The organism is Phyllobacterium brassicacearum (assembly GCF_003010955.1).
GTDB lineage: Bacteria > Pseudomonadota > Alphaproteobacteria > Rhizobiales > Rhizobiaceae > Phyllobacterium > Phyllobacterium brassicacearum.
Genome location: NZ_PGGO01000012.1, coordinates 127,827 through 151,290 on the forward strand (window position 1 = coordinate 127,827; position 23,464 = coordinate 151,290).

General features: G+C 58.2%; 23 protein-coding genes. 15 read left to right on the forward strand and 8 right to left on the reverse strand.

Going from position 1 to position 23,464, the window contains the following annotated elements:
- The first annotated feature begins 36 nt into the window (after window positions 1-36).
- On the forward strand, window positions 37-558 hold the full coding sequence (locus CU102_RS16825; protein ID WP_106712247.1) for a YHS domain-containing (seleno)protein: 522 nt from the start codon (window positions 37-39) through the stop codon (window positions 556-558).
- 17 nt (window positions 559-575) lie between these two features.
- Here the strand turns inward: CU102_RS16825 and CU102_RS16830 are convergent, their stop codons facing one another.
- The 3 genes from CU102_RS16830 to CU102_RS16840 all read right to left on the reverse strand — a co-directional run bounded on the left by CU102_RS16830 (window position 576) and on the right by CU102_RS16840 (window position 4,030).
- Window positions 576-2,783, reverse strand: a complete 2,208-nt coding sequence (locus tag CU102_RS16830; RefSeq protein WP_106712248.1) for an adenylate/guanylate cyclase domain-containing protein — start codon at window positions 2,781-2,783, stop codon at window positions 576-578.
- A gap of 70 nt (window positions 2,784-2,853) precedes the next feature.
- Window positions 2,854-3,432: a histidine phosphatase family protein gene (locus CU102_RS16835; RefSeq protein WP_106712249.1), complete on the reverse strand. Its 579-nt coding sequence runs from the start codon at window positions 3,430-3,432 to the stop codon at window positions 2,854-2,856.
- A gap of 142 nt (window positions 3,433-3,574) precedes the next feature.
- Window positions 3,575-4,030, reverse strand: coding sequence for a carboxymuconolactone decarboxylase family protein (locus CU102_RS16840; protein ID WP_106712250.1), 456 nt, complete (start codon window positions 4,028-4,030; stop codon window positions 3,575-3,577).
- 141 nt (window positions 4,031-4,171) lie between these two features.
- Here CU102_RS16840 and CU102_RS16845 point away from each other — a divergent pair, with 141 nt between their 5' ends.
- The gene (locus CU102_RS16845; RefSeq protein ID WP_106712251.1) at window positions 4,172-5,041 is read left to right on the forward strand and encodes a sigma-70 family RNA polymerase sigma factor; all 870 of its coding nucleotides are present in this window, start codon (window positions 4,172-4,174) and stop codon (window positions 5,039-5,041) included.
- A gap of 77 nt (window positions 5,042-5,118) precedes the next feature.
- Here the strand turns inward: CU102_RS16845 and CU102_RS16850 are convergent, their stop codons facing one another.
- Window positions 5,119-5,772 carry a hydrolase gene (locus CU102_RS16850; protein WP_106712252.1) on the reverse strand — a complete coding sequence of 218 codons (654 nt, stop codon included), beginning with the start codon at window positions 5,770-5,772 and terminating at the stop codon, window positions 5,119-5,121.
- A 155-nt stretch (window positions 5,773-5,927) separates the two neighbouring features.
- Between CU102_RS16850 and CU102_RS16855 the strand changes: the two genes are divergently transcribed.
- The 6 genes from CU102_RS16855 (at window position 5,928) to CU102_RS16880 (ending at window position 11,314) form a co-directional block, all read left to right on the forward strand.
- Window positions 5,928-6,827, forward strand: a complete 900-nt coding sequence (locus CU102_RS16855) for a LysR family transcriptional regulator (protein WP_166648475.1) — start codon at window positions 5,928-5,930, stop codon at window positions 6,825-6,827.
- Between the two features lie 489 nt (window positions 6,828-7,316).
- Entirely contained in the window at window positions 7,317-7,781 is a 465-nt protein-coding gene (gene rplM / locus CU102_RS16860; protein ID WP_106712254.1) for a 50S ribosomal protein L13, read from the forward strand.
- A gap of 2 nt (window positions 7,782-7,783) precedes the next feature.
- Window positions 7,784-8,260, forward strand: a complete 477-nt coding sequence (gene rpsI / locus CU102_RS16865; RefSeq protein ID WP_106712255.1) for a 30S ribosomal protein S9 — start codon at window positions 7,784-7,786, stop codon at window positions 8,258-8,260.
- A gap of 116 nt (window positions 8,261-8,376) precedes the next feature.
- The gene (gene speB / locus CU102_RS16870; protein WP_106712300.1) at window positions 8,377-9,330 is read left to right on the forward strand and encodes an agmatinase; all 954 of its coding nucleotides are present in this window, start codon (window positions 8,377-8,379) and stop codon (window positions 9,328-9,330) included.
- Between the two features lie 60 nt (window positions 9,331-9,390).
- Window positions 9,391-10,329 carry an N-acetyl-gamma-glutamyl-phosphate reductase gene (argC, locus tag CU102_RS16875; RefSeq protein ID WP_106712256.1) on the forward strand — a complete coding sequence of 313 codons (939 nt, stop codon included), beginning with the start codon at window positions 9,391-9,393 and terminating at the stop codon, window positions 10,327-10,329.
- Between the two features lie 130 nt (window positions 10,330-10,459).
- On the forward strand, window positions 10,460-11,314 hold the full coding sequence (locus CU102_RS16880) for an aminoglycoside phosphotransferase family protein (RefSeq protein WP_106712257.1): 855 nt from the start codon (window positions 10,460-10,462) through the stop codon (window positions 11,312-11,314).
- A gap of 7 nt (window positions 11,315-11,321) precedes the next feature.
- Here CU102_RS16880 and CU102_RS16885 read toward each other — a convergent pair whose 3' ends face one another.
- Entirely contained in the window at window positions 11,322-12,419 is a 1,098-nt protein-coding gene (locus tag CU102_RS16885) for a COX15/CtaA family protein (protein WP_106712258.1), read from the reverse strand.
- Window positions 12,420-12,587: 168 nt separating this feature from the next.
- Between CU102_RS16885 and CU102_RS16890 the strand changes: the two genes are divergently transcribed.
- The gene (locus CU102_RS16890) at window positions 12,588-12,806 is read left to right on the forward strand and encodes a DUF2842 domain-containing protein (protein ID WP_106712259.1); all 219 of its coding nucleotides are present in this window, start codon (window positions 12,588-12,590) and stop codon (window positions 12,804-12,806) included.
- Window positions 12,807-12,811: 5 nt separating this feature from the next.
- Here the strand turns inward: CU102_RS16890 and CU102_RS16895 are convergent, their stop codons facing one another.
- Window positions 12,812-13,864, reverse strand: a complete 1,053-nt coding sequence (locus CU102_RS16895) for a polysaccharide deacetylase family protein (RefSeq protein WP_166648476.1) — start codon at window positions 13,862-13,864, stop codon at window positions 12,812-12,814.
- Window positions 13,865-13,993: 129 nt separating this feature from the next.
- Between CU102_RS16895 and CU102_RS16900 the strand changes: the two genes are divergently transcribed.
- Window positions 13,994-15,121, forward strand: a complete 1,128-nt coding sequence (locus tag CU102_RS16900; RefSeq protein WP_166648477.1) for a GNAT family N-acetyltransferase — start codon at window positions 13,994-13,996, stop codon at window positions 15,119-15,121.
- Window positions 15,122-15,131: 10 nt separating this feature from the next.
- Here CU102_RS16900 and CU102_RS16905 read toward each other — a convergent pair whose 3' ends face one another.
- Entirely contained in the window at window positions 15,132-17,369 is a 2,238-nt protein-coding gene (locus CU102_RS16905; protein WP_106712261.1) for a GumC family protein, read from the reverse strand.
- 215 nt (window positions 17,370-17,584) lie between these two features.
- On the opposite strand from CU102_RS16905, the gene CU102_RS16910 reads away from it, so the two are divergent.
- The 5 genes from CU102_RS16910 to CU102_RS16930 all read left to right on the forward strand — a co-directional run bounded on the left by CU102_RS16910 (window position 17,585) and on the right by CU102_RS16930 (window position 22,515).
- Window positions 17,585-18,106 (forward strand): polysaccharide biosynthesis/export family protein, encoded by a 522-nt coding sequence (locus CU102_RS16910; RefSeq protein WP_245425377.1) that lies wholly within the window; start codon window positions 17,585-17,587, stop codon window positions 18,104-18,106.
- An 8-nt stretch (window positions 18,107-18,114) separates the two neighbouring features.
- Window positions 18,115-19,248 (forward strand): glycosyltransferase family 4 protein, encoded by a 1,134-nt coding sequence (locus CU102_RS16915; RefSeq protein ID WP_106712263.1) that lies wholly within the window; start codon window positions 18,115-18,117, stop codon window positions 19,246-19,248.
- Between the two features lie 65 nt (window positions 19,249-19,313).
- The gene (locus CU102_RS16920) at window positions 19,314-20,855 is read left to right on the forward strand and encodes an undecaprenyl-phosphate glucose phosphotransferase (protein ID WP_106712264.1); all 1,542 of its coding nucleotides are present in this window, start codon (window positions 19,314-19,316) and stop codon (window positions 20,853-20,855) included.
- On the forward strand, window positions 20,852-22,096 hold the full coding sequence (locus CU102_RS16925; protein ID WP_106712265.1) for an O-antigen ligase family protein: 1,245 nt from the start codon (window positions 20,852-20,854) through the stop codon (window positions 22,094-22,096). Before CU102_RS16920 ends, CU102_RS16925 begins: the two co-directional genes overlap by 4 nt.
- Window positions 22,097-22,260: 164 nt before the next feature.
- Window positions 22,261-22,515 carry a hypothetical protein gene (locus tag CU102_RS16930; RefSeq protein WP_106712266.1) on the forward strand — a complete coding sequence of 85 codons (255 nt, stop codon included), beginning with the start codon at window positions 22,261-22,263 and terminating at the stop codon, window positions 22,513-22,515.
- A 23-nt stretch (window positions 22,516-22,538) separates the two neighbouring features.
- Here CU102_RS16930 and CU102_RS16935 read toward each other — a convergent pair whose 3' ends face one another.
- On the reverse strand, window positions 22,539-22,976 hold the full coding sequence (locus CU102_RS16935) for a hypothetical protein (RefSeq protein ID WP_106712267.1): 438 nt from the start codon (window positions 22,974-22,976) through the stop codon (window positions 22,539-22,541).
- Window positions 22,977-23,464: the final 488 nt, after the last annotated feature.

The window sequence follows — 23,464 nt, forward strand, 5'->3', positions numbered from 1 at the left end:
TGCAATCACAGCGTGCCTGGAAAACGGAGGAATAGAATGTCTGATCATAAAGTGAAACGCGGCCTGCGGATCGCAGCAGCCATAGGCGCCACTGCATTCCTTGTCTCGTTCGTTCAGCCTGCTATCGCCGAAGAAATGGTCAATACCGGCTATTTCGGCGACGTGGCAATCAAGGGCTATGACCCCGTGGCCTACTTCACCCAAAACCAGGCCGTGGAAGGAAGCGCGAAGTACTCGTATCATTGGCTGGGCGCGACATGGCACTTTGCCAGCGCGGAAAACCGAGAGCTGTTCAAGGCGGAACCGGCGAAATATGCGCCACAATACGGCGGCTACTGCGCCGATGGCGTGTCTCTCGGTACGGTCACCACCAATGTAGACCCCAAGGCATGGCGGATTATCGATGGCAAACTCTACATAAGCTACGATCCGGGGGCTGCGGACGGCTTTGAGAAGAACCCGACGAAACTTACCGATTCCAAGAAGCACTGGTCCGAAGTTCAACAGACTCTCGTATCCGAGAAAATCGGAAAGGATTGGCAGGCCCCGGCCAATTGACGTCTGAAGCGTTGGGATCATCCGGGTGAAAAGAACATGACCGCTAACGGCGTGACGTGGACAAATTGCCGGTCGCGCTGTTCTTCACCTGTATTGCGGTAGACTCGGCCACACACCATCCGATCAAGGAAATAACCGCCAAATCGCTCACAAAGCTCGTTGCCCCGAATCTCGGCATTGCCGGTGATACTGGTGTTGGCGCTGCGATAGGCGGTGTTTCCGGCCTTGTCGAAATATTGGATGAACACGGAGCCGTTCTTGTGCTGGCCTTTCCATGTCATGTTGTTGACCAGATTGCGCAGCTCCGCCTCACCGAGCAGGTCTGCGTCTTTTCCTTCAAAGCCGAAGGGCCATTGCGGGATGCCCGCCGCCTTTAGACCAGCCAGATGGTATTGGAGATCTTCGTCGCGCCAGTAATCGTAGAGATAGCTGTAGTAGGTCAGGTTGGCGTCAGGAAACAGCTCGATCAATTTTGCCTTTTCCTGCGTTGCGCGCGTCTGATCGCCCTGATTGACATACGCGGCCGTCAAATATTCCCGTGCGGGTTCGGCCTTGGGCAGGGCGTCACGCGCCGCCAGCATCAGTGGTATTGCCCGCTCGTTCTCGCGCGCGGTGTAGAAAACAATGCCGGCCTGAAGCTGAAAGCTTGGCGGCGGCGTCGGATCCAGCCGCAATGCCTTATCCATTTCAGTAACCGCCTGGCCACGGCTGCCGGTCTGGGCCAGGATCAGCGCCAGGTTGCCGACGGCTTCCGCATCGTTCGGCTGCTCGGCGACTGCCCGGCTGGCAGATTCCCTCGCCTCGACCTCGCGGCCGTCGACCAGCTGCAGCAGGGCGAGTACCGTGTGCGCCCGGGCATTGTTGGGGTCCAGCTTCAAGGCCTGACCCGCCGCGTCATAGGCGATTTTTCGTGCCACAGCGGCGGACCAGAGGAAATTGTAGTCGTTGCGCCAGACGTCGACGGCCACGCGCGCAATCCCCGCATGCGCATTGGCAAAATTCGGATCGATATCGATTGCCTTCTGGTAATAGGCCAGGGTCCGCCTGTAGGTATCGACATCGCTATAGAGGAAGCCTTCCTGCTCCGCACGCATATAGTAGTCGTAGGCTTCGAGGTTGTCGGTGGGTATTCGCGCCAGCTGGTCGCGTTCGCCTTCGCTCAACTTCACTTCCAGAGCGGAAATGATCTTGCCGATGACGTCATCCTGAACCGCAAAAAGGTCGGTATACTCGCGATCATAACGCTCTGCCCAAAGCGAGAGCCCCGTGACCGCATCGATCAACTTGACGTTAATCCGAAGCCGCGTATCCGCCCGCTGCAGCGTGCCCTCCAGGACGTAATGGACGCCGAGTTCGGCAGCCACGTCCTGAATTTTACCGGAGCTATCCCGAATTGCGAAAACGGAATGACGTGCGATCACAAACAGCCCGGACACCTTGGAAAGCTCGGTGATGAGATCGTCCGTCAGCCCTTCGGCAAGGTGGTCCTGCTCCGTGTTGCCGGTTACATTGATGAAGGGAAGCACGGCGACGGAAGGCTTGTCCGGCAGCGGATAGGCAAACCGCTCGACCGGCGTGGGCCACAGCAAGGTCCAAGGCTGCCACCAGAGAGCGGCACCCGCCAACAGGAGCGCAACCGCTGCGGCAACTGCCGGGATGCGCCAGCGGCGCAGATTACCTGGAACGCCCGTCGTTGTACCGGCTGCCGACGGATCGAGCAGGACACGATAGACCCGGATCGGTTCCGCAATGCTCTTGACCTTCTGCTCGCCGAGCGAGACATAACCAAGTTGAAGCTTCGATTTCACCTGATCGTAGGCCGAGCCGGAAATGGCGATACCTCCCGGCGCGGCCAACGCCTGTATCCGGTCCGCGATGTTGACGCCATCGCCGTGGATGTCCTCACCCTCGACAATGATATCGCCCAGATTGATGCCGATGCGGAAGTCGAACTTTTCTTGAGTTGGCGCAGCAGCAGTCTGTCTCGCCTTCTGGCGCTGCACGTGTACTGCGCAGCGCAGTGCATCGACCACACTATGGAACTCGACCAGCAGGCCGTCGCCCATGGTTTTGACCAGCCGGCCGTGATGGTCGACGATGCTCGGCTCAACGATGCCCGACAAGTCGGCCTGAAAACGGGCGCGCGTTCCCTCCTCGTCGATTTGGCTCAAGCGGCTGTAACCGACGACATCAGCGATCAGAACGGCTGCAAGCCGACGCTCCATACCCTCAATCCTGGGGTGCGATTCAGACCGACAGCTTACAGCAGGTCTTTCGCGGATACCATTGCGGCGGCTATTTCTGGTTCCATCTGCGGATAACCGGCTCAGTCAGATCATGCTCGTAGCCGAGGACGCTTATGCTCGCCGTATCGAGCACGAAATGCGCCCCATGCTCCGCCGGCGAACCAAGCCAGCGTGCCGCCAGAACCCTCAGGAAATGGGAGCTGGAGAAGATCAGAACTGTATTATTGGCACTGCGGAGCTGGCCGATGATGATGTCTGCTCTCAGGCCGACATCCAATGCCGCCTCGCCGTTCGGACAACCGTCCCTGAAAAGCTGCCATACCGGACGTTCGGCCAGGATCTGCTTGGTGGTGATCCCTTCATAGGCGCCGTAATCCCATTCCGCCAATTCGGCTTTCTTCTCGGTGGCCGGGCCAAAGCCTGCCAGGACGGCCGTATTCGCCGCCCGTTGGGAAGGACTGGACCAGACCGCCGAATAGGCGATCCCATCAAGGCGGCCAGCCAGTTTGCGGGCTGCCTCCTCCCCGGCGGCGGTGAGCGGTATGTCGGTTCGGCCGGTATGCTTGCCGGATGCGCTCCATTCAGTTTCGCCATGCCGAACCAGATAGATTTCAGGAAACGCGCTCATCTGCCCACCTTCCAACGCCGGAGATCGATCACCCATACCCGGCGTAGGAACAGTATGCACGGAGAGAATAATCTGACCAGCAGACCGGCTGATGCCGCACCAGATTATTCTGACGCCGCGGAGGAGCCGACGTTCCGCCGCCTCAGCTCCAGTCGGCGCCGGCCACCTGCTTGACGGTAACGTTGAGGCGGTTCCAGACATTGATCAACGCAATCGACAGGATCAGGGCAGCGAGCTCCTGCTCGTCGTAATGGCGGGTTGCTTCCTGCCAGACGTCATCCGGAACGGGATCTGCACGGTCGCTGAGACGGGTGACCGCCTCGGTGAGCGCCAGCGCAGCCCGTTCGGCTTCCGTGAAGAATGGCGCATCCCGCCAGGCGCCAATGGCGAAGAGACGCTGGTCTGTCTCGCCTGCCTTCCTGGCAAGCTTGGGATGCATGTCGACACAGACGCTGCAGCCATTGATCTGGCTGGCGCGCAGGTGGCAGAGTTCGCGGGTTCTTACTGGAATGCTCTTTTCGGTAACTGCGCCCAACGCGTGCAGGGCTCGCAATGCTTCTGGGAGGATGATCGCCGGGTTGCCCATTCTTGCTTGCATAATTAGTCTCCTTTTGGGGACTCAGCCTGCATGGCTGAATCGGGATGCTTTCGAATTTGACGCCGCGGACCAAGCCGATGTCACACCGGCTCGGTTTCGTTCGTCATTGCATTGACGGAACGCGGCGAAGGAATGTGAACGATGGACGAAAAAAAATTCTTGGCCGAAAAATTCTGGGCTAGCAGGAGCCACCTCCAGCGCGTTGCCTACCGCATGCTCGGCTCGTCCAACGAGGCGGAAGATGCGGTCCAGGAGGCGTGGCTCCGGCTCAGCCGCGCAGACACGAGCGAGGTGGAAAACCTGAGCGGCTGGCTGACAACGGTCGTTTCGCGCGTGTGCCTGGACATGTTGCGATCGCGCAAGTCGCGGCGCGAGGATCCGCTGGATGTTCAAGGACCCGAGCCAGTTGCCAGTCTGGACCAGAGCCCCGAGCACGAAAAGCTGTTGGCTGACGAGGTTGGCCTGGCACTACTCGTCGTCCTTGAGACCCTCGCGCCAGCCGAACGCATCGCCTTCGTCCTGCATGACATGTTCGATCTGCCGTTCGACGAGATAGCCCCGATTGTGGGACGATCGCCAATCGCGACGCGGCAGTTGGCAAGCCGCGCCCGCCGGCGCGTGCAGGGAGCAAATGCGGTCGCGGAAACGAACCGGACCCGCCAGCGCCACATTGTCGATGCCTTTCTCGCCGCCTCGCGTGGCGGCAACTTCGAAGCTTTGCTTGCGGTCCTCGATCCGGACGTCGTGTTCCGGGCCGATCCAACGGCTGTCACCATGGGTGCATCGGCGGAAATTCGCGGTGCCGCGGCTGTTGCCGGCGCTTTCTCAGGCCGCGCCCAAGCCGCCCAACCGGCGCTCATCGATGGAGCCATGGGGCTCGCTGTGGCAATCGATGGTCAGTTGCGCGTCGTATTGAACCTGACGATCGCTGGCGGGCAAATCACCGGAATCGAGGCGATCGCGGATCACCAACGGATTCGCACGCTCAACCTCGAATTGCTCGACAGCTGAGAGGGGGTGGCGAGCTTCGAGAAGCAATCCGCTTTTTCGCACCGCGTCGATCGAAAACCTCGGCACCCCCGCTCAGATCATCCTGCGTTGCTAGGCACCGGAGTGTTGAGCAGCTGCTGCTCCCACAGGAACGCGATGCCGCTACCAGCGGCATGCTGCTTGAGCACGTCCGTCAACTCTGCGGCGTGCTCGGTCCGGGCCCAGTCGCGCTGCCATTCCGACGCCAACGCCAGCCAGGTCATCATGTTCGCGCCAGCCGCGATCATGCGCTGGATGGCGACCTCGTGGGCCTCGACCGAAGTCCCTCCCGAGGCGTCGGTGATGACCGTCACATCCCAGCCTTCGCCGAGCGCCTGGATCACCGGCATCGCGACGCATATTTCGGTCCACAGGCCCGCGATGATCAGCTGCTTGCGGCCCGTCGCCTTGACCGCGTCCACCACCTTCTGATCCTCCCAGGTGTTGATGAACGTCCGGTCGATCACCTCCTGGCCGGGGAACACATCGGTGATTTGCGGAAAGAGGAGACCGCCCCGATCGGCGATTACGCTCGTCAGGATGGTGGGAACACCGAAGGCCTTGGCGGCCTTCGCCAGGGCGGTCGAATTGTTGACCACCGCCTGCGGATCGTGGCTGTTCAGGTTTGCGAGTTGGTAAGGCTGGTGGTCGATCAGAACGAGTACCGAGTCTTCGGGACGTAGAAGAGAATCAAGGCCGTTACGAAACGTCATTATTACATCCTATGTTGCCGTTGTAAGTGAGGTTGGTTTGCGGGAAGACATGCGCACCAGCGGCGACGCTGCCTAAAAGGGACATTGCCGTTCCCAAGCGCGATACGGTAGTGTCCATTTGTGGCAAGCTGTGTCGCGAAATGGGGAACGCTGAATTGGATATTGAAGAGTTGCAGACATTCGTAGAAGTTGCTGATGCAGGCGGCGTCTCTCCCGCTGCGCTCCGGCTCGGCGTCTCCAAGTCGATCGTCAGTCGTCGGCTCTTCCGGCTTGAAGCGGAACTTGGCGTCCAGCTTCTTGCACGAACGACCCGCGGGGCTGCTCTCACAGAAGCCGGGGCCACGTTCCGAGACTATGCAGCAAGAGTCTGCGCCGAGATCGACGTGGCCAAGGAAACGATCCTACCCGCTGGTGACCTTCGTGGCCGATTGCGAGTTGCTGTGCCGCTTTCTTTCGGACAGACCTACTTCGCTCCCATCCTCGCGGAAATGGCGCGACGCCATCCCCAGCTCCAAATCCACACCTGCTACAGTGATCGCTTCGTCGATCTCATCACAGAGGGTTACGATTGTGCGATACGGGTAGGCTATCTTCAGGACTCCAACCTGATCGCAAGACGCGTCGGTCCGATCTACGGGAAGCTCGTCGCGAGCCCGGACTATATCAAGGCGCATGGGTCGCCCGAAACGCCGGAGGAGCTCGTCGCTCATGAGGCCCTCATGCAGGGCACCGAAGCCTGGCAACTCACGGATGGCGACAAGATCATCACGGTTCGTCCCCAGGGGCGCTTTAAGGCTGACAACGGCACAGCTCTAGTTGCCGCCGCGGCAGCAGGACTCGGGATCGGTTACCTGCCCGATTGCCTTACCCATGAATATATAGCGTCCGGCGCGCTTGTGCCGGTCATGACGCGTTATCCACCACCCCCGGCAGGTGCATATGTCATCCGCCCGCCAGGTCAGCATCCCGCACGGAAAATACGGGTCCTCACCGAATTGCTGATTGAGTATTGCGAACCTGCTCCGCACCTCGCGGGAGCTGCCCCTGTCTCGTGAAACACCCGCTGAACCGGTTTTAGATTTTGATTAACCAAGAATTGACAAAGACGCGGATGGGATCCTCGAGGCGGCAATGGAGTGCTGAAGGGGAATCAAAAGACCGTCGTGTTCGTAAGGAATCATGTTCGTCGAAGGTAGGATTCGGCTTAGCTTGTGGAAAATGAGGCTTGAGTCAGCTTTCTCGCCACCCTGCAAACGAGTCAGACCTCTGCTAGTCCCTACATTTGCTCGTGCGATTCACGAAAACACGACCGAATTATTGTGGTAATATAATACCTTTTTCGCAATCCATTGTATTTGCTGGATTATTTGTAATATTGTCCGAAAATCATCACTTGACGTGACCGGGATGCGTCTTTATTGAAATCCTCGACTGCGGTGGGAATTCCCGCCGCTTTTCATTGTTATGCAATTTTCATTGATCTGCATAACCCAAGCAACAAGAAAAGCCTTCCTTTGTGAAGGATGATCTCAAGGACGAACACAATGGCTACCTTCTCTCAGAAGCCGGCAGACGTGACGAAAAAGTGGATCCTGATTGACGCCGAAGGTCTCGTCGTCGGTCGCCTCGCTTCGATCGTCGCCAACATCCTGCGCGGCAAGCACAAAGCAACCTTTACCCCGCACGTCGACGATGGCGACAATGTCATCATCATCAATGCCGACAAGGTTGCATTCACCGGTAAGAAACTTACCGACAAGGTTTACTACTGGCACACCGGCCATCCCGGCGGCATCAAGGAACGCACTGCCCGTCAGCTGCTCGAAGGCCGTTTCCCGGAACGCGTCGTTGAAAAGGCTGTTGAGCGCATGGTTCCCCGTGGTCCGCTCGGCCGTCGCCAGATGAAGAACCTGCGCGTATATGCCGGTTCCAACCATCCGCATGAAGCTCAGTCCCCCGAAGTCCTCGACGTCGGCGCGCTGAATGCCAAGAACAAAAGGAGCGCATAAGAATGGCTGAGCTCAACTCGCTCGCAGATCTCGGCACCGTTGCCGCAAGCACACAGGCTGCTGCACCTGTCCACGTCCAGAAGCTGGACGCCAAGGGCCGTGCCTACGCAACCGGCAAGCGCAAGGATGCAGTTGCCCGCGTCTGGATCAAGCCAGGTTCCGGCAAGATCGTCATCAACGAAAAGGAATACGGCAAGTATTTCGCTCGTCCGGTTCTGCAGATGATCCTGCAGCAGCCGATCGTTGCTGCCAACCGCGCCGGCCAGTACGACATCATCGCTACCGTTGCCGGTGGTGGTCTGTCCGGTCAGGCTGGTGCCGTTCGTCACGGTATCTCCAAGGCCCTCACCTACTTCGAACCAGCCCTGCGCGGCGTTCTGAAGAAGGGCGGCTTCCTGACACGCGACAGCCGCGTTGTCGAACGCAAGAAGTACGGCAAGGCTAAGGCCCGTCGTTCCTTCCAGTTCTCGAAGCGCTAGTATCAGCGTTTCAATTGAACAAGAACAGAAAGCGGGCCTTCGGGTCCGCTTTTTTGTTGCGCTGAGACACGCGAATGAGCAAAACGCATATCGGATTGCAGGAACGGGAGCAGCAGATGCCATCGAAGTCCATCGACCATGCCTTTACAGCGCGCAATTTGACCAGCGCCGCCACCGATCCGACCCATGCGGGCGCCCTCTCCTTCATGCGCAGGCGCTATACGAAGAACCTGAACGGTGCCGAAGCCGTGGTCTGGGGTATTCCGTTCGATGCTGCCGTGTCTAATCGGCCGGGCGCACGGTTCGGTCCGCAGGCGATACGGCGGGCATCGGCGATTTTCGACAATGACCCGCAATATCCGTTCCAGCGCGACCTGTTTGCCGACCTGGCGGTGGTGGATTATGGCGACTGCCTGCTTGATTATGGCAATCACCAGAAGACCCCGGCGACGATTGAACGGGAAGCTGCAAAGATCATCAAGGCCGGTGCGTTCCTCCTGTCGCTCGGCGGCGACCATTTCGTCACCTGGCCGATTTTGAAGGCGCATGCGGCAAAGCATGGTCCGGTGGCGCTGGTGCAGTTCGATGCACATCAGGATACCTGGTATGATGACGGTAAGCGCATCGATCATGGCTCCTTTGTCGGCCGGGCAGCGCACGATGGGGTCATCGATCCTGCTCATTCGATCCAGGTCGGCATTCGCACCCATGCTCCCGACGATTGCGGGTTGAAGATCGTCTATGGCTACGAGGTCGAGGAAATGTCCGCAGCGGACATTGCGAAACAGATCATTGCCCGGACTGCGGGCAAAAAGGTGTATCTCACCTTCGACATCGATTGTCTCGATCCAGCCTTCGCGCCGGGTACGGGGACGCCGGTCGCAGGCGGGCCGTCTTCGGCAAAGATCCTCTCCGTGCTGCGGCATCTGACGAAATTGAACATTGTCGGCGCGGACGTGGTTGAAGTTGCGCCCGCCTATGACCACGCCGATGTGACAGCGATCGCAGGTGCCACAATCGCGATGTATTACCTTGGTATTCTTGCAGAAAAGAAGGCTCGACGAAGCTGAGATATTGAATCGGGTTCTCGCGCTAACTATCTGAATTTCAAGCTTCCCAAGGACATTTTCATGAAACCTAAAATCTTCATCGACGGCGAACACGGCACCACCGGCCTGCAGATCCGCACGCGGCTGGCGGGCCGTGACGATCTCGAGGTTCTTTCGATCCCGGAAGCTGAGCGGCGCAACAGGGAAATGCGCGCCGATTTCCTGAAGGAGGCGGATGTCGCGATCCTCTGCCTGCCCGACGATGCTTCGAAGGAAGCCGTATCGATCCTCGAAGGCCACAACTCGACAAAGATCATCGATACGTCGACTGCGCACCGGGTGCATCCGGACTGGGCTTATGGCTTTGCCGAGCTCGATCGCGCCCAGCGGCAGAAGATCGAAGGTGCAAGGCTCGTCGCCAATCCCGGCTGCTATCCGACAGGCGCAATCTCGCTGGTACGGCCCTTGCGTGATGCCGGTATCCTGCCCGGAGACTATCCGGTCAGCGTCAATGCGGTTTCGGGCTATACCGGCGGCGGCAAGCAGATGATCGCGCAAATGGAAAATCCGGATGCGCCTGATCATATCGCGGCAAACCACTTCCTCTATGCGATGCCGCTCAAACACAAGCATGTGCCGGAGCTGCAGACGCATGGCCGTTTGGAGCGCAAGCCGATCTTTAGCCCGAGCGTCGGGCGCTTCCCGCAGGGCATGATCGTGCAGGTACCGCTATTCACCGACGATCTTAACGGCAACGCTTCGATGCAGGATATCCACGCGGCACTCTCCGCCCATTATGAGGGCCAGGATATCGTTCAGGTCGTGACTTTGGCCGAAAGCGCGATGCTGTCGCGGCTCGATCCGGAAGAACTGCACGATACGGATATCATGAAGCTCTACGTCTTCGGCACCGAGGGCCAAGGCCAGGTCAATCTGGTCGCCCTGCTAGACAATCTCGGCAAGGGTGCGTCGGGGGCGGCCGTGCAGAATCTGGACTTGATGCTGGGAAACCATCGATAACTTCACCCCGATGGACATCTGATGCAATTTTCTACGCTTCCGGTGCTCATGGACGAAAATGTCCACTGCGCTCCGGGTCTCGAAAATCACACCATCTGCCTCATCAGGCTGAGTTCTCCAAGGTTTCCCCATGGCTGATGTGCTTTTGGAGAGTTTCCCGCCCGAATGGAAAGTCTCCTCGCCCACGCTATTCACCGAAACGCCGACCAGCCGGATCATCATGGTGCGGCTCGAAAACGGCGAACAAGCGGTGGTCAAACAGCTGACCCCTATTGGCATGCAGGAAGAATTACGCGGCGCGCATTATCTCGATTGGCACGACGGCAATGGTAGCGTGCGTCTGTTGGCGCAACAGGACAACAACCTGCTCCTCGAATATGGCGGGAAGCGCACATTGCTCGATCATCTCAACGAGTATGGCGACGGTGCGGCGACTTCGATCTACGTGGATGTATTGAGCCGGCTGATCGCCAAGCCATACGAGGCCGCAGAAAACCCGCACGAATTCGTGCCATTGCGCGAACAATATTCCAGTCTTTTCAAAAAAGCCAAGGCAGACGCCAACAAAGGGCTGAACAGCCTGTCCGTCGAGGTCGCGCCCATCGCGGACAGACCGCTGAGCGATCACAGCCATATTCAGTTGCTGCACGGTGATATTCATCACGAGAATATCCTGCATGGCAAACGCGGCTGGCTGGTCATCGATCCCAAGGGGCTGATCGGCGATCCGATGTATGACACCGCCAATATGTTCTATAACCCGCTCGATCGCGACGATCTGCGCCAAAGCGAAAGCCGCATCGGGATGATGGCGCAGACATTCTCGCAAGCTTTCAACCGCGATATACGAACCATTCTGGGCTTTGGTATGACTCATGCGTGCCTGTCGGCGTCCTGGCATGACGAGGACGGCAACTACGACGAGTCAAACCGCAGTCTTGGCGTCGCCGCGGCAATCCAGCGGGTTCTGGTATCGGCTGGATGAGCCGATATCAGCGGCCGGCGACAACTTCTGTTTCAAGCGGATAGGCTCCCTTCGTGGCACGCCAGTGCGCAACAGCGAACCCAAGGATGAGGATCGCGAAGCCCTGATGCAACAGGCCGAGGCTGATGGGTACCTGCATCAGCAATGTGGTGATGCCGATCGCTGCCTGCAGCGCAACCAGAACAGCGAGAAGCACGGCACGCCGCGCGTGGGTGGTGCCCGGTGCCTGACGCATGGTCGCTATCGCCTGCCAGATCGCCACGGCAAATACAAAATAAGCAAAGAACCGGTGCACGAATTGCACAGTCTTCGGGTTTTCGAAGAAGTTGTGCCAGATGGGCTGGATGGGGAAAAGATCGCCCGGGATAACCGCGCCGTCCATGAGCGGCCACGTATTGTAGGAGAGTCCTGCATCAAGGCCGGCGACGAGCGCGCCAAGATAGATCTGGATGAAGACCAGAAGCACGAACCAGCCGGCAAAACGCTGAATCTGGCGATTGGCAGGCGCTTCGGAATAAACGGCGAGACCACGCGCCACATACATGACAGCAGCGAAGATGATGCAGGCAAGGGTCAGATGCGTTGCGAGCCGGTATTGACTGACATCGACGCGATCAACAAGCCCTGAAGCAACCATCCACCAGCCGACTGCGCCCTGCAGACCGCCTAATGCCAGAATGCCGACCATGCGCGGCTTCAGGCGGCGCTCAAGACGGCCGGTCAGCCAGAAGAAGGCAAGCGGCAATGCGACGAGAAAGCCAACGCCCCGCGCCAGAAAGCGGTGCGCCCATTCCCACCAGAAAATCTGCTTGAATTCCGCCAGGCTCATCCCCTTGTTCAGCTTCTCGTATTGCGGAATCTGCCGGTATTTATCGAACTCTTCCATCCACTGAACCTGGCCGATCGGCGGGATGATGCCATGGATAGGCTTCCACTCGGTAATCGACAGGCCGGAGCCTGTCATGCGCGTCGCGCCGCCAACAATCACGATGGTCGCAAGCACGATCAGCGCGAGATAGAGCCAGATACGGATATACTGACGGTTCCTCGCTTCGCGGTTCTGGACCAAAGCAATGCTGCCTTCGGAAATTGTCTGGGCGGCCATGCAGAATACTCCTGTGGGTCCGGGATAGGTGCAGGAAATGGCAGCGTCTGACAAGGAGAGCCCGCGCGACACGCCGTCGCGTTTATAACGCAAACCGGACTTTTTTGCTTTTCGCTGGAAACGTTAACGAGTACAGGGTGGCACTAAAGGTAATAAATGGATGGCGCGATGCCCGTAAGGCTGAAGAAACTCATCGGAACATTTCTGCTCGTAGCACTTGTCTGCATCTATGCGATCGTCGCGACAATATTTGCCGTGGCCTTGCTCGGAAATGCCAGCCCGTGGATCCATCTGCTCTATTTCTTTGGCACCGGCATTCTCTGGGTCGTCCCGGCCATGTTCATCATCAGCTGGATGGAAAAGGCGCCCAAGAAGAAGGCGCAATAAGCTCTTCAGGCTTGCACAACCCTCCGGCCGGCATTGGCTATCGGAGTGGTGGCGCCGCTCATCATGGTCTGTGCATATACCAGCTTCTGGAAGCGGCCATTGATCGATATGCGTGGCAGCGCGTGGAGATTGGCCCGATGCTCTGGGTGAATGGTACCGTGACGGGTCGTTACGGCAGAGAGAAATCCCTCCTCGGCGGCAATTTCTGCTTCCCGCCTTCCGGCAGCCTTGGCCGAGCCGTAGGGATAGGCGAAATGCGCCGGGCGTTTGCCGAGATTGTCTTCGAGCATATCGGCGGAAAGACGCATCTCCTGCGCTACCATTTCCGCGGTCAACTTCTTCAGATTGTAGTGATGCACCGTATGGGCGCCGATGGTGCACAGCGGATCGCTGGCGATCTGACGCAATTCCTTCCAGGTCATCACGTCCTGATCCGCTGACACGCCGCAGATCATGCCTTCGGCAGCGCACATTTCGCGCAGTACCGGCAGTTGTTCCAGTTCGGTTAGCGTGTAGGAGAAATAGCGCATCAACGTGTGGAATGCCGACCGTTTCTGGAAGAGCGTGCCGCAGCGCCATTCCGGGCCACCCGGAATCCTGATGACGGATGCCTTGGCGACGAGCTTTTCGACCACTTCCCACCAAAGGACCGCCGCGCCCTCGATGAGCCCCGGCGCCCCATAGACCGTGAAAGGCACGTTGTGCTTCTGGAAGACCGGGTAAGCATGGTTGAGATTGTCATTGTAGCCGTCATCAAGCGTCACCGCAGCAAAACGACGGCCGTCCTGCGACCCGGATTTCATGCGCTCGATCATTTCATCCATCGACACGAGCTCTGTGCCTTCGGACTTCAGAGAGACAAGGATCTGATCGAGAAAACGCGGGGTGATTGACAGTGAGCGGGTTACACCGAGCGGGCTAATGCAATCCGGGCGGACGCGATGCAGCATGATGATCGAGCCCAGGCCACCGAAGCGGTCGCGCGTGCGCGACGCGAAACCGCTGTGCCAAGCCAGTCGCATCACGGCCTTTCGCATCAAGTCAGCCGCGTGGACCATTCCTTCACCAATTTGCATTATTCAACGATAATCGGAGGTTTGTTGATCAAGTCATGCAACGTAAATGTTTATATATGGTTGATCAACGAGTCCTCGCCGCATTTCCGCCCCCCACACTGGAACCAGAAGATGTCGCTTCCTCCACTCAAGGCAAAGATCATCAGCGGGCCAGAGGGCGGGGCAGCATGGAATGGTCTGGGCGATGATTCCCTATCCGGGCCGTCGCAGACCGCAGACTGGTTCTCTCACTGGCACTCGAATGCCAATGCCGACTGTCTTGTCGCGGCGCTTTACGCAGTCGACAAGCCGGTATTCATTCTGCCGCTGGAGGTCGTCAAGAAAGGCCCCGTCCGCGTCGCTATTTATGCCGGCGGTCCGCATGCCAATTGCAATTTCCCGGCACTCTCGCGCACCCAGAAGTTCGGCCGCAACGAGCTCGCCAATCTCTTCGATGATTTGCACAAGGTCAGGCCGGACATTGATCTTGTATGGCTGTCGCGACAGCTGGACGAGCTTGGTGGTGCAAAGAACCCCCTCCTCCAGCTTCCAGCCAGGGAAAACGCCAATGTAAGCCTGGCGATTACGCTGGATCGGAATTTCGACACGGTGCTTGGCCGCAACAATGCCAAGCGGAAGAGGAAGAACCACCGGCAGCATACGCGCCGCTTCGAGGAAGCAGGCGGCTATCGTATCGTCACGGCGACCACTGTGTCCGAAACCGAAGCTATGCTGTCCAACTACTTCGTCTGGAAAGCGGATCGCGTGGCCAAGGCCGGGATCAAGAACACCTACGAACCTGCGGGGATCAAGGGCTTCTTTCATCAGTTGTTTGCGGCTGAAACACACGCGGCAGCGCCGCGATTCCAGTTGAAGGCGCTTGAGGTGGCTGGCACATACCGGGCAGTCCTTGGAAAATCCCATGCCAAGGGCCAGACCTTCATCGACTTCATCGGTATCGCCGACGATGAGCTAGCGAGCGCCAGCCCCGGCGAGTTCCTGTTTTTCGAGGATATTCAGGACAGCTGCAACACCGACCTTTCCATCTATAGTTTCGGTATTGGCGACGAGCCGTACAAGCGCAGCTGGTGCGATATCGAGATACCCACGTATGACACCAACATCAGCTTGACCACCAAGGGCAGGATGTATGCCGGCTATCTGGCCGGACGAGAACGCCTGGTACAGAAGGTCAAGCAGAATGATGTGGTCTGGGCCCGCGTGAAGAAAGTCCGCTCGCGATTGTTCGGAAAGGCCTGAGGGCGCACGCTCAGGCGCCCGCCATGGCCTTGGAGCGAATAATTCTGCCGCTGTCCACCCGCAGAAGGTTCGGGCGGAATGGTGTCAACAATTCCGGCTCGATCAATCTCGCTTCAAACACCGATTTGGCCGTTGCAGCGACATCCCGGTCGTCGGGGTCCACCAGTGCGAGCACAAGTTCTGTCCCGTCGGCAAGGAGCGGTTTCAATTCTGTAGCCGTCGCCGGCCCACTGTCGATCACCACGAGATCATAGGCGGATTGCAGCGCATTGAGGATCATCGGCAGGCGGCCAACCGATTGCATCGCCTTGACGGGATCGTGATTGCCAAGGGGTATGACTTCGGCTTCCGAATAATGATCGGGATGGATCACGTCACTGAAGTGCTTGTCGGATACGAGGAGGTTGGTAATTCCGGCGAGCTCCTTGCCGTCGAGCATCGACCGGCCGATTTCACCGGAGCCAGTCATGTCGATGAGAATGACCCGTACGCCGCGGTCGGCAAGTTCACGCACCAGCAGAATTGTCAATGCGGACGCCTCGTCGCCTTCCGGCGAGACCACGACGGCCCTGGCCGCTCCGCTCGCCATCAATCGATCGGCAACATTTGCGATTCCGGAGTGGTCAGGATGGATGAGCGGTGCTTCGACCTGATCGTCAACAGCTGGGTCATCATCCACAGCTGAGGCAACATCCATGTCGGGCGTTGCTTCTTCCGGTCGGACGGGCTCCTCGATGAACGTTTGCTTCTCCGGGACCTCTGGTGCGACCGGAATAACCGCCGCCTGGACGGGCAGCACCTCTTTCACTTCATCGAGCTTATCGACCGGCGGCGTTTGTGTATATGCCGGGCGCAGCGCCCGGCCGCTGAACAGGGCGCTCAAAAGGGTGCCGATGCTCAACAAGAGGAGCGATGCAACAAAGGCCGCGATCGTCATCGGGATTATCTTCGGGAAGTAAGGTTCGATCGGCTTGTCAGCGCGGGAGAAAATACGGGCGTCAGCGGGTAGATAGCCGCGATCGGTGCGCGAGGATGCTTCGCGATAGCGGGTCAAATAGGACTCAAGCAACTGACGCTGCGCCGTTGCCTCGCGTTCGAGCGCACGCAATTCAACTTCCTCTTCACCCGCCTTGGATGATTGCGCCTTCAATTGATTGAGAGAGCGCGTCAATTCAGCCTCGCGGAGACGTGCGGTCTGTGCCTCGTTTTCCAGACTGCCGAGAACCTTGCGCGCCTCAAGCCTGACCTGCTGGTTGAGGTCGGCGAGCTGCGAGCGCAGAGCCCGGATGCGCGGATGTCCACTCAGCAAGGCAGCGGATTGATCAGCGATATCGTTATTTAGCTGAACCTGGCGTTCACGTAGGCGTTGGATCAGGGGAGACGCTATGACATCCGGCAGCGTTTCCACTGCAGCGCCCTTGGCCAGTGCCGAACGGACGCTTTCTGCCTTGGCCTCGCTTGCCGCCTTGTTTGCCCGCACTCGCGACAATTCTGACGACAGTTCCGAAAGCTGTTGTGTTGCAAGGACCGCATTGTTCTGCCCGATCAGCAGATCCGACGAACTGCGATAGGCGGCAACTTTTGCCTCTGCATCCTTCACGCGCTTGCTCAGGTCGGCAATCTCGGGCTGCAGCCAATCGGTGGCGTCGGCATCTGACTGGGATTTCGACGCCTGCTGGGTGGCGATGTACTCATCGGCGATGGCATTGGGCACCGCCGCGGATAGAGCTGGATCCTTGGACGAAAACTGAATGACGATAACGCGGGAGTTCTGCACGCTGTAGACGAGCAGCCGCTCGCGCAAAGCCTGGAGGATATAATCATCCCTCGTCGCTGCATCCATGCCCTTGCCAAGCCCGACGGTGCCGAACAGCTGCGATATGAGAGATGGCTGCGTTTCTGCAGCGAGCTCTTCATTCTTGCCAAGATCAAGCTTAGTGATCACCCGTTTCAGGAGGTCCGAGGATCCGATGAGCTCGACCTGACTCTTGATGCCCTCCGGATCGAGGATGGGCCGCTCGTCACCCTGCTGCTGGTTTGCAGGGCGGGTGAAAACAGACTCCCGCGTCTCGATCAGGATGCGGGTCTCAGCACGATATTTTGGCGACACGAGCGACAAGACCAGAAATGCCAGGAGCGCCAGACCCAGTGAGCCAAGAATGATCCGCACCTTGTTTTGCCATAGACTGGCAAACAGGGCGCCGACATCGATGTCCACATCGTTACCGACAGAATTGGCCCGTGGCATTCATTCACTCCAGTACGAACGGCGTCATGGTAAACACGCATGGTAACCAGCCGGTTAAAGATCCCGGTATGCGATCGCAAACTGCCGAATTTCCCGATACTTTACCAGCCATTAACCCTAATGAACTGATAATCCAGATCAGAATCGAGAGACAACTTAGGGTTCAAGACGTGTTCAGCAAGCAGATCCTTCTGGTGACCATCAGCGTCGTGTCGATGACGCTTGGCGGCTGCGCCAGTTACCGGCCCGCTCCGGCAGCGTTCAACGAAGCCATCAACAAGCCCTACATGCTGGATGCTGGCGATCGCATTCGCCTGACCGTCTTCGAGCAGGAAGGTATCACCAATACCTACAGCGTTGACCAGGCGGGCTATATCTCGGTTCCGCTGATCGGAAGCGTTCCTGCCCGCGGCAAGACCATCCAGCAGATCGAAGCGGACGTGGCCGCCAGGTTGCGCAAGGGTTATCTGCGGGATCCGGATGTGGCAGTGGAGATCGACCGCTACCGGCCGGTGTTCGTCATGGGTGAAGTCGGCGCTGCCGGGCAATACTCTTATGTCCCCGGCATGACCGCACAGAAGGCGATTGCCGCCGCAGGCGGATTTACGCCGCGCGCCAATCAGGGCGACGTCGACATCACGCGGCAATTCAATGGCGAGAGCCTGACCGGCCGCGTTATCATTTCCGATCAGGTGCTGCCCGGCGACACAATTTATGTGCGCGAACGCTTCTTCTGATCCGCGAGATGGTCTCAAAGCAAACTCTCCGGATCGTTCACTGCTTTCGCGCTCCGGTTGGCGGAATCTTTCGCCATGTGCGCGATCTCATCGAAGCGCAGGTGAAGGCCGGCCATCAAGTCGGCATTATTTGCGATGCGTCGACTGGCGGGGCGTTGGAAGAAGCCCTGCTCGCCGATTTGCGCGGCAAGCTGGCACTCGGCCTTGAGCGGATTGCCATGCAGCGGCAAATCGGACCCGGCGATGCGATGGCGGCGCTACGGACATACAAGATCATCAAGAAATTGCAGCCGGACATCCTGCACGGGCATGGCGCCAAAGGCGGAATCTATGCACGGCTTTTCGGCTCGGTGTTGCGGGTGTTTGGGTCTCGCGTAGCCCGCTTTTACTCGCCGCATGGCGGCAGCCTGCATTTTGATCCGGCCAAGCTTCAGGGACGGATCATTTTTAGGGTCGAGCGAACGATGGAACGGATGACCGACCGTATCATTTTCGTTTCTGCGTTCGAGCAAGGTATCTACGTCCGCAAGGTGGGTGAGCCGCGCTGTGCGTCCGAACTCATCTACAACGGATTGGCGGACGGTGACTTTGAGCCGGTTGCGACCGACGACGACTCCGCAGACTTTCTGTTTATCGGCGAGATGCGCGCACTCAAGGGACCGGATATTTTCATCAACGCCCTCGCGCGGGCGAGTGCAGCATGTGGACGCCAACTGACAGGTGTGATGGTTGGAGACGGCAAGGACCGCGCCAGACTGATCGAGCAGAGCGCCAAGGTGCAAACGGACAGGAGCATCCGCTTTCTGATGCCCATGAAGGCGCGGCAGGCTTTCCGGCTCGCCAAGGTCGTGGTCATACCCTCCCGGGCCGAAGCCCTGCCCTACGTCGTCCTTGAGGCGCTTGCCGCAGGACAGCCGGTTATCGCCAGTCGCGTCGGCGGAATACCTGAAATTCTCGGCGACTCCTCGCCAGCACTTGTGGAGCCGGAAGCCGGCGACCTCGCCGCCAAAATGGCGATCGCGATCGATGACGTGGCGGCCTACAGGCAAACACTTCCAAGCGTGGAAGAGCTGAAGCACAAGTTCAGCATCGAAACCATGGCAGCTCGCCTGGAGGCCGAATATTTCGCTGCGCTTGGGTAATCGTTTCTCTAAGCCTTTTTTAGCGCATATGTGATATTGACGACTCAGGGTCGTCAGGGTTCATCATGAAAGATAGAGAAGCGGAATCGAAGCTTTCGCGTGACGTTGTTCGCAACCTCGCGCCGGACGCCATGCATGCGTCCAGCGGAAAGACGACGCTCAGCCCCGTTGCTCAAACGATCGCCTCGCAATATGCCAGGGACACGAATTCCCCGGTGATGATCAGCGGTATCATGCGGATTATCGAATTCCTGATCGTGGCATTCGCTGGCGTTGCCGTGTTTGCGGTCTATGTCGGGTTTTCGGCGGGCGCCATCCTGCACTACGCCCTGGCCATCCTGGCCACGGCGACAGTCACGGTGCTTCTGCTTGAACTGACCGACAGTTATCAGCTCGCCGTGATGCGCGATCCATTCAGCAAGCTTGGCAAGCTGCTGCTGATCTGGTCCGGATGCTTCGCGCTTATGTCGCTTGCGGCCTTCTTCCTGAAGATCTCGGAAGACTATTCGCGCGTCTGGTTTGGCGCCTGGTACATATCAGGGGTGATACTTTTCATCGCCTTTCGCGTGATCATGTCACGCCTCATCCGGCGCTGGGCGCGCAATGGCAAGATGGAGCGGCGCGCCGTGATCGTCGGCGGCGGCAAGCCGGCGGAAGACCTTATCCGGTCGATCGAACAGCAGCCCTATAACGACATCCGCATTTGCGGCGTCTTTGATGACCGGGATGCCAAGCGGTCGCCGCCCATCGTCGCGGGATATCCGAAACTCGGTAATATATCTGAACTGATCGAGTTTGCGCGTATCGCCCACATCGACATGCTGATCGTATCGCTGCCGATCACCGCGGAAGAGCGCGTGCTGTCGCTGCTGAAAAAGCTCTGGGTACTGCCAGTGGACATCCGGCTTTCTGCCCACAACAACCATCTGCAGTTCCGTCCGCGCGCCTACTCCTATATCGGCTCCATTGCCATGATCGACCTGTTCGACAAGCCGATCAATGATTGGGATTCTGTGGCCAAGCGCGCCTTCGATATCGTTTTCAGCCTGTTCGGCATCCTTGTCTTCAGCCCGATCATGATCGCGACAGCCATTGCCATCAAGCTCGAGAGCAAGGGACCGGTGATCTTCAAGCAACAGCGGCACGGTTTCAACAACGAGATCATCGAAGTGTGGAAATTCCGCTCCATGTATACGGAGATGTGTGATCCCACCGCACGCAATGCCGTCGTCAAGAACGATCCGCGCGTGACGCGAGTGGGACGGATCATCCGCAAGACATCGATCGACGAACTGCCGCAGTTCTTCAATTCCCTGATGGGAACGCTTTCGCTCATCGGTCCGCGTCCGCACGCGATTGCCGCTCACACCCGCAACCTTCTCTACAACGAAGTCGTTGACGGTTACTTCGCCCGGCACCGGGTCAAGCCCGGCGTGACAGGATGGGCGCAGATCAATGGCTGGCGCGGGGAGATTGACTCGGACGACAAGATCAAGATGCGCACGGAGTTCGATCTCTACTACATCGAGAATTGGTCGCTGTGGTTCGACCTGAAGATCCTGTTCCTGACGCCAGTGCGCCTTCTTAACACGGACAATGCCTATTGAGTGTTTCGACCGATCAAAGCCCCAGCGCAAGCGTTGATCGCGCCGCGAAGAACCGTGCGCTCATCCGGCTGATCTCGACCTTCGCCATCGGATTCGGCGTTTTTCTCAGCGGCTTTGTGATCGATGAACCGGCACCCTATGAAATTTATATGGCAGGTCTGATTGTCGTCTGGGCGCTTTTCGGCCTGAGGTTGTCGCGCTCCGTGGCGATCCTTCTTGCAATACTGGTCATTTTCAACCTTGGCGGTCTCCTGTCCATGGGCCAAATGGCGGACCTGAAGACGGCGCCAATGTACATCGCTGTCTCGCTATTCCTCGCCATCACTTCGGTGTTCTTCGCAGCGGTGATCGACAACGACCAGCGTATTTTGCCGGTGATTTTCAACGCCTATATCCTCGCCGCAATTTGTACGGCGCTCCTCGGGATCCTCGGCTATTTCGATGCTTTTCCCGGCGCAGACCTGTTCACGCGCTATGGCCGGGCGATGGGCGCTTTCCAGGACCCCAACGTCTTTGGCCCCTTCCTGATGCTGCCGCTGGCCTGGCTGGTGCATGGTGTCCTGGTCGGCGACTTGCGCGCGCTCCCGGTTCGTCTCGTTCCAATCCTCATTCTGACACTTGGGATCTTCCTGTCGTTCTCGCGCGCCGCGTGGGGAATGGCGGTGCTGATCATCGCAGGCCTTGCCCTGCTATTGTTTATCAGGAACCCCAACCGGCTATTCCGCCTGAGAATTATGCTCCTCGCAGGTCTCGCCATTGTCGTGGTGCTGCTCGCTGTCATTGTTGCCTTGCAAATTCCAAGCGTGGCCGAACTGTTCTTCGCGCGTGCCCAACTTGTGCAGGATTATGACGACGCACAATTCGGCCGCTTTGCGCGTCATTGGTATGGCATGCTGCTGTCCATCGATCACCCGCTTGGCATCGGTCCGCTGGAGTTTGGCCCGATTTATGGCGAAGACACGCACAATGTCTGGCTGAAGGCCGCGCTTGATTATGGTTGGCTCGGATTTGTCAGCTATCTGACCTTGACTATGCTGACGCTGGGCGTCGCCCTGCGCATTCTGTTTCGCGAGCGGCCATGGCAGCCGTTTCTGCTCTGCGCCTATCTCGTTTATGTGGCACATGTCGCGATCGGAAATGTGATCGACACCGATCACTGGCGGCATTTCTATCTGCTGGTCGGCATCATCTGGGGATGCGTTGCTCTGGAACTGCGCTATAAATCTAGCCGCGCCTCATAGCGAAATAACTATTAAGTTGAAATCACGCATTGTTATGCAACTTGCGCGTGTCATTTGATATCGACTGCAGATAAGCCAAACATTACCGTGTGCAATAAATCATTTTGGATTATAATCTAAGTTTAAGCGTTTGACGAAATCAACGCGTCACACTGGATCGTTGGATGCCCTCATTGACATTTCTGGATGATAATAATCCAAATTATTCCAAAACGGATGGCGAACTCATGCAGCGGGCGCTGGAAGATGCCGCCGCAGAGCTGAGCATTACCGACGAAGCAGACCCGGAACACGGGGCGCTTGCGCGATTTGTTCGTGCCGCCTTCATCATCGGTAACCGCAATTCGGAGGCGATGGCAAAATTTGCGGTGAATGCCGTGCTTGCCCGACGGGCGCGCAAAGCCGAGACCCCAGCCTGACGTCTATGGCCCGTCGCTGATCACTATCTGTCGAGTATGTCCCGCAGCCAGGCGAGCAATCCCTTGTGCCTCCCGGCAATGGCCTTTCGGACATTGTAGGCGGCCATCCCTGCGCTCACTTCCGCACCGAAGTGACAGTAGCAAACCACCCGGTGGAGCTGGAGGTCGCTCAGTTCAAAGAACCGGCGCGCTTCGCCATACGTGTCATTTTTCAGGCCAGTTGCCCGAAGAACCGGGTCCTCGAATGCGACCGAGATCGGCGAGCCTTCGCTACGCATGGCAGCACGCTGCCGGGCCGGCTGGTACTCCGACTGGTACAGCGTCGAAAGGCGCCTATCCGGATCTCGTTCGAGGACCATTGCCCACCGTTCAAGACGTTCGCTGCGCAGCATGGTCTGACGGGGATAATCTTGATCGATCTGAGAGACAATTTGCAGTTGCTCGAGTGCATGATGCTTCATCTTGGCCTCCTATTCGAACGATAGTTGGTCCGCCCATTCCCAGCATTCACCCCCGACAAACCTGACTCCAGCAGCCCGCGAAGTCCAATCACGATGCTGCCCGGGGGTTCCCGTTCACGAAAACGTGCATGCTCGTCTGGCACAACATCAATGCCCGGCGCTCAACGGCCAAATAACACCTCTACCCGTTGTTTTTTCAGGAACTTATCTAACGCGCGGACGTTGATGCTTCCTCAACCCGGGAAAGGCCGTATTCAAACAACCGAGAGGAATTATGTCAGATCGAGACAATGAAAGGGCTCGCAGCCCGCAATACACTATCCGACGTAGCGGCAACTCATGGGTCGTCAGCAAAGACGATGAGCTGTCCACCAGTGAAGAGGATGAGAACGAAGTCGCTCCCTCCGGGGATGGCGAAATCGAAAAGACACCGTAAGGTATGCCCAGCGTTTGGAGCGGAAGGTATTATACGGACAACCGTTTTGACA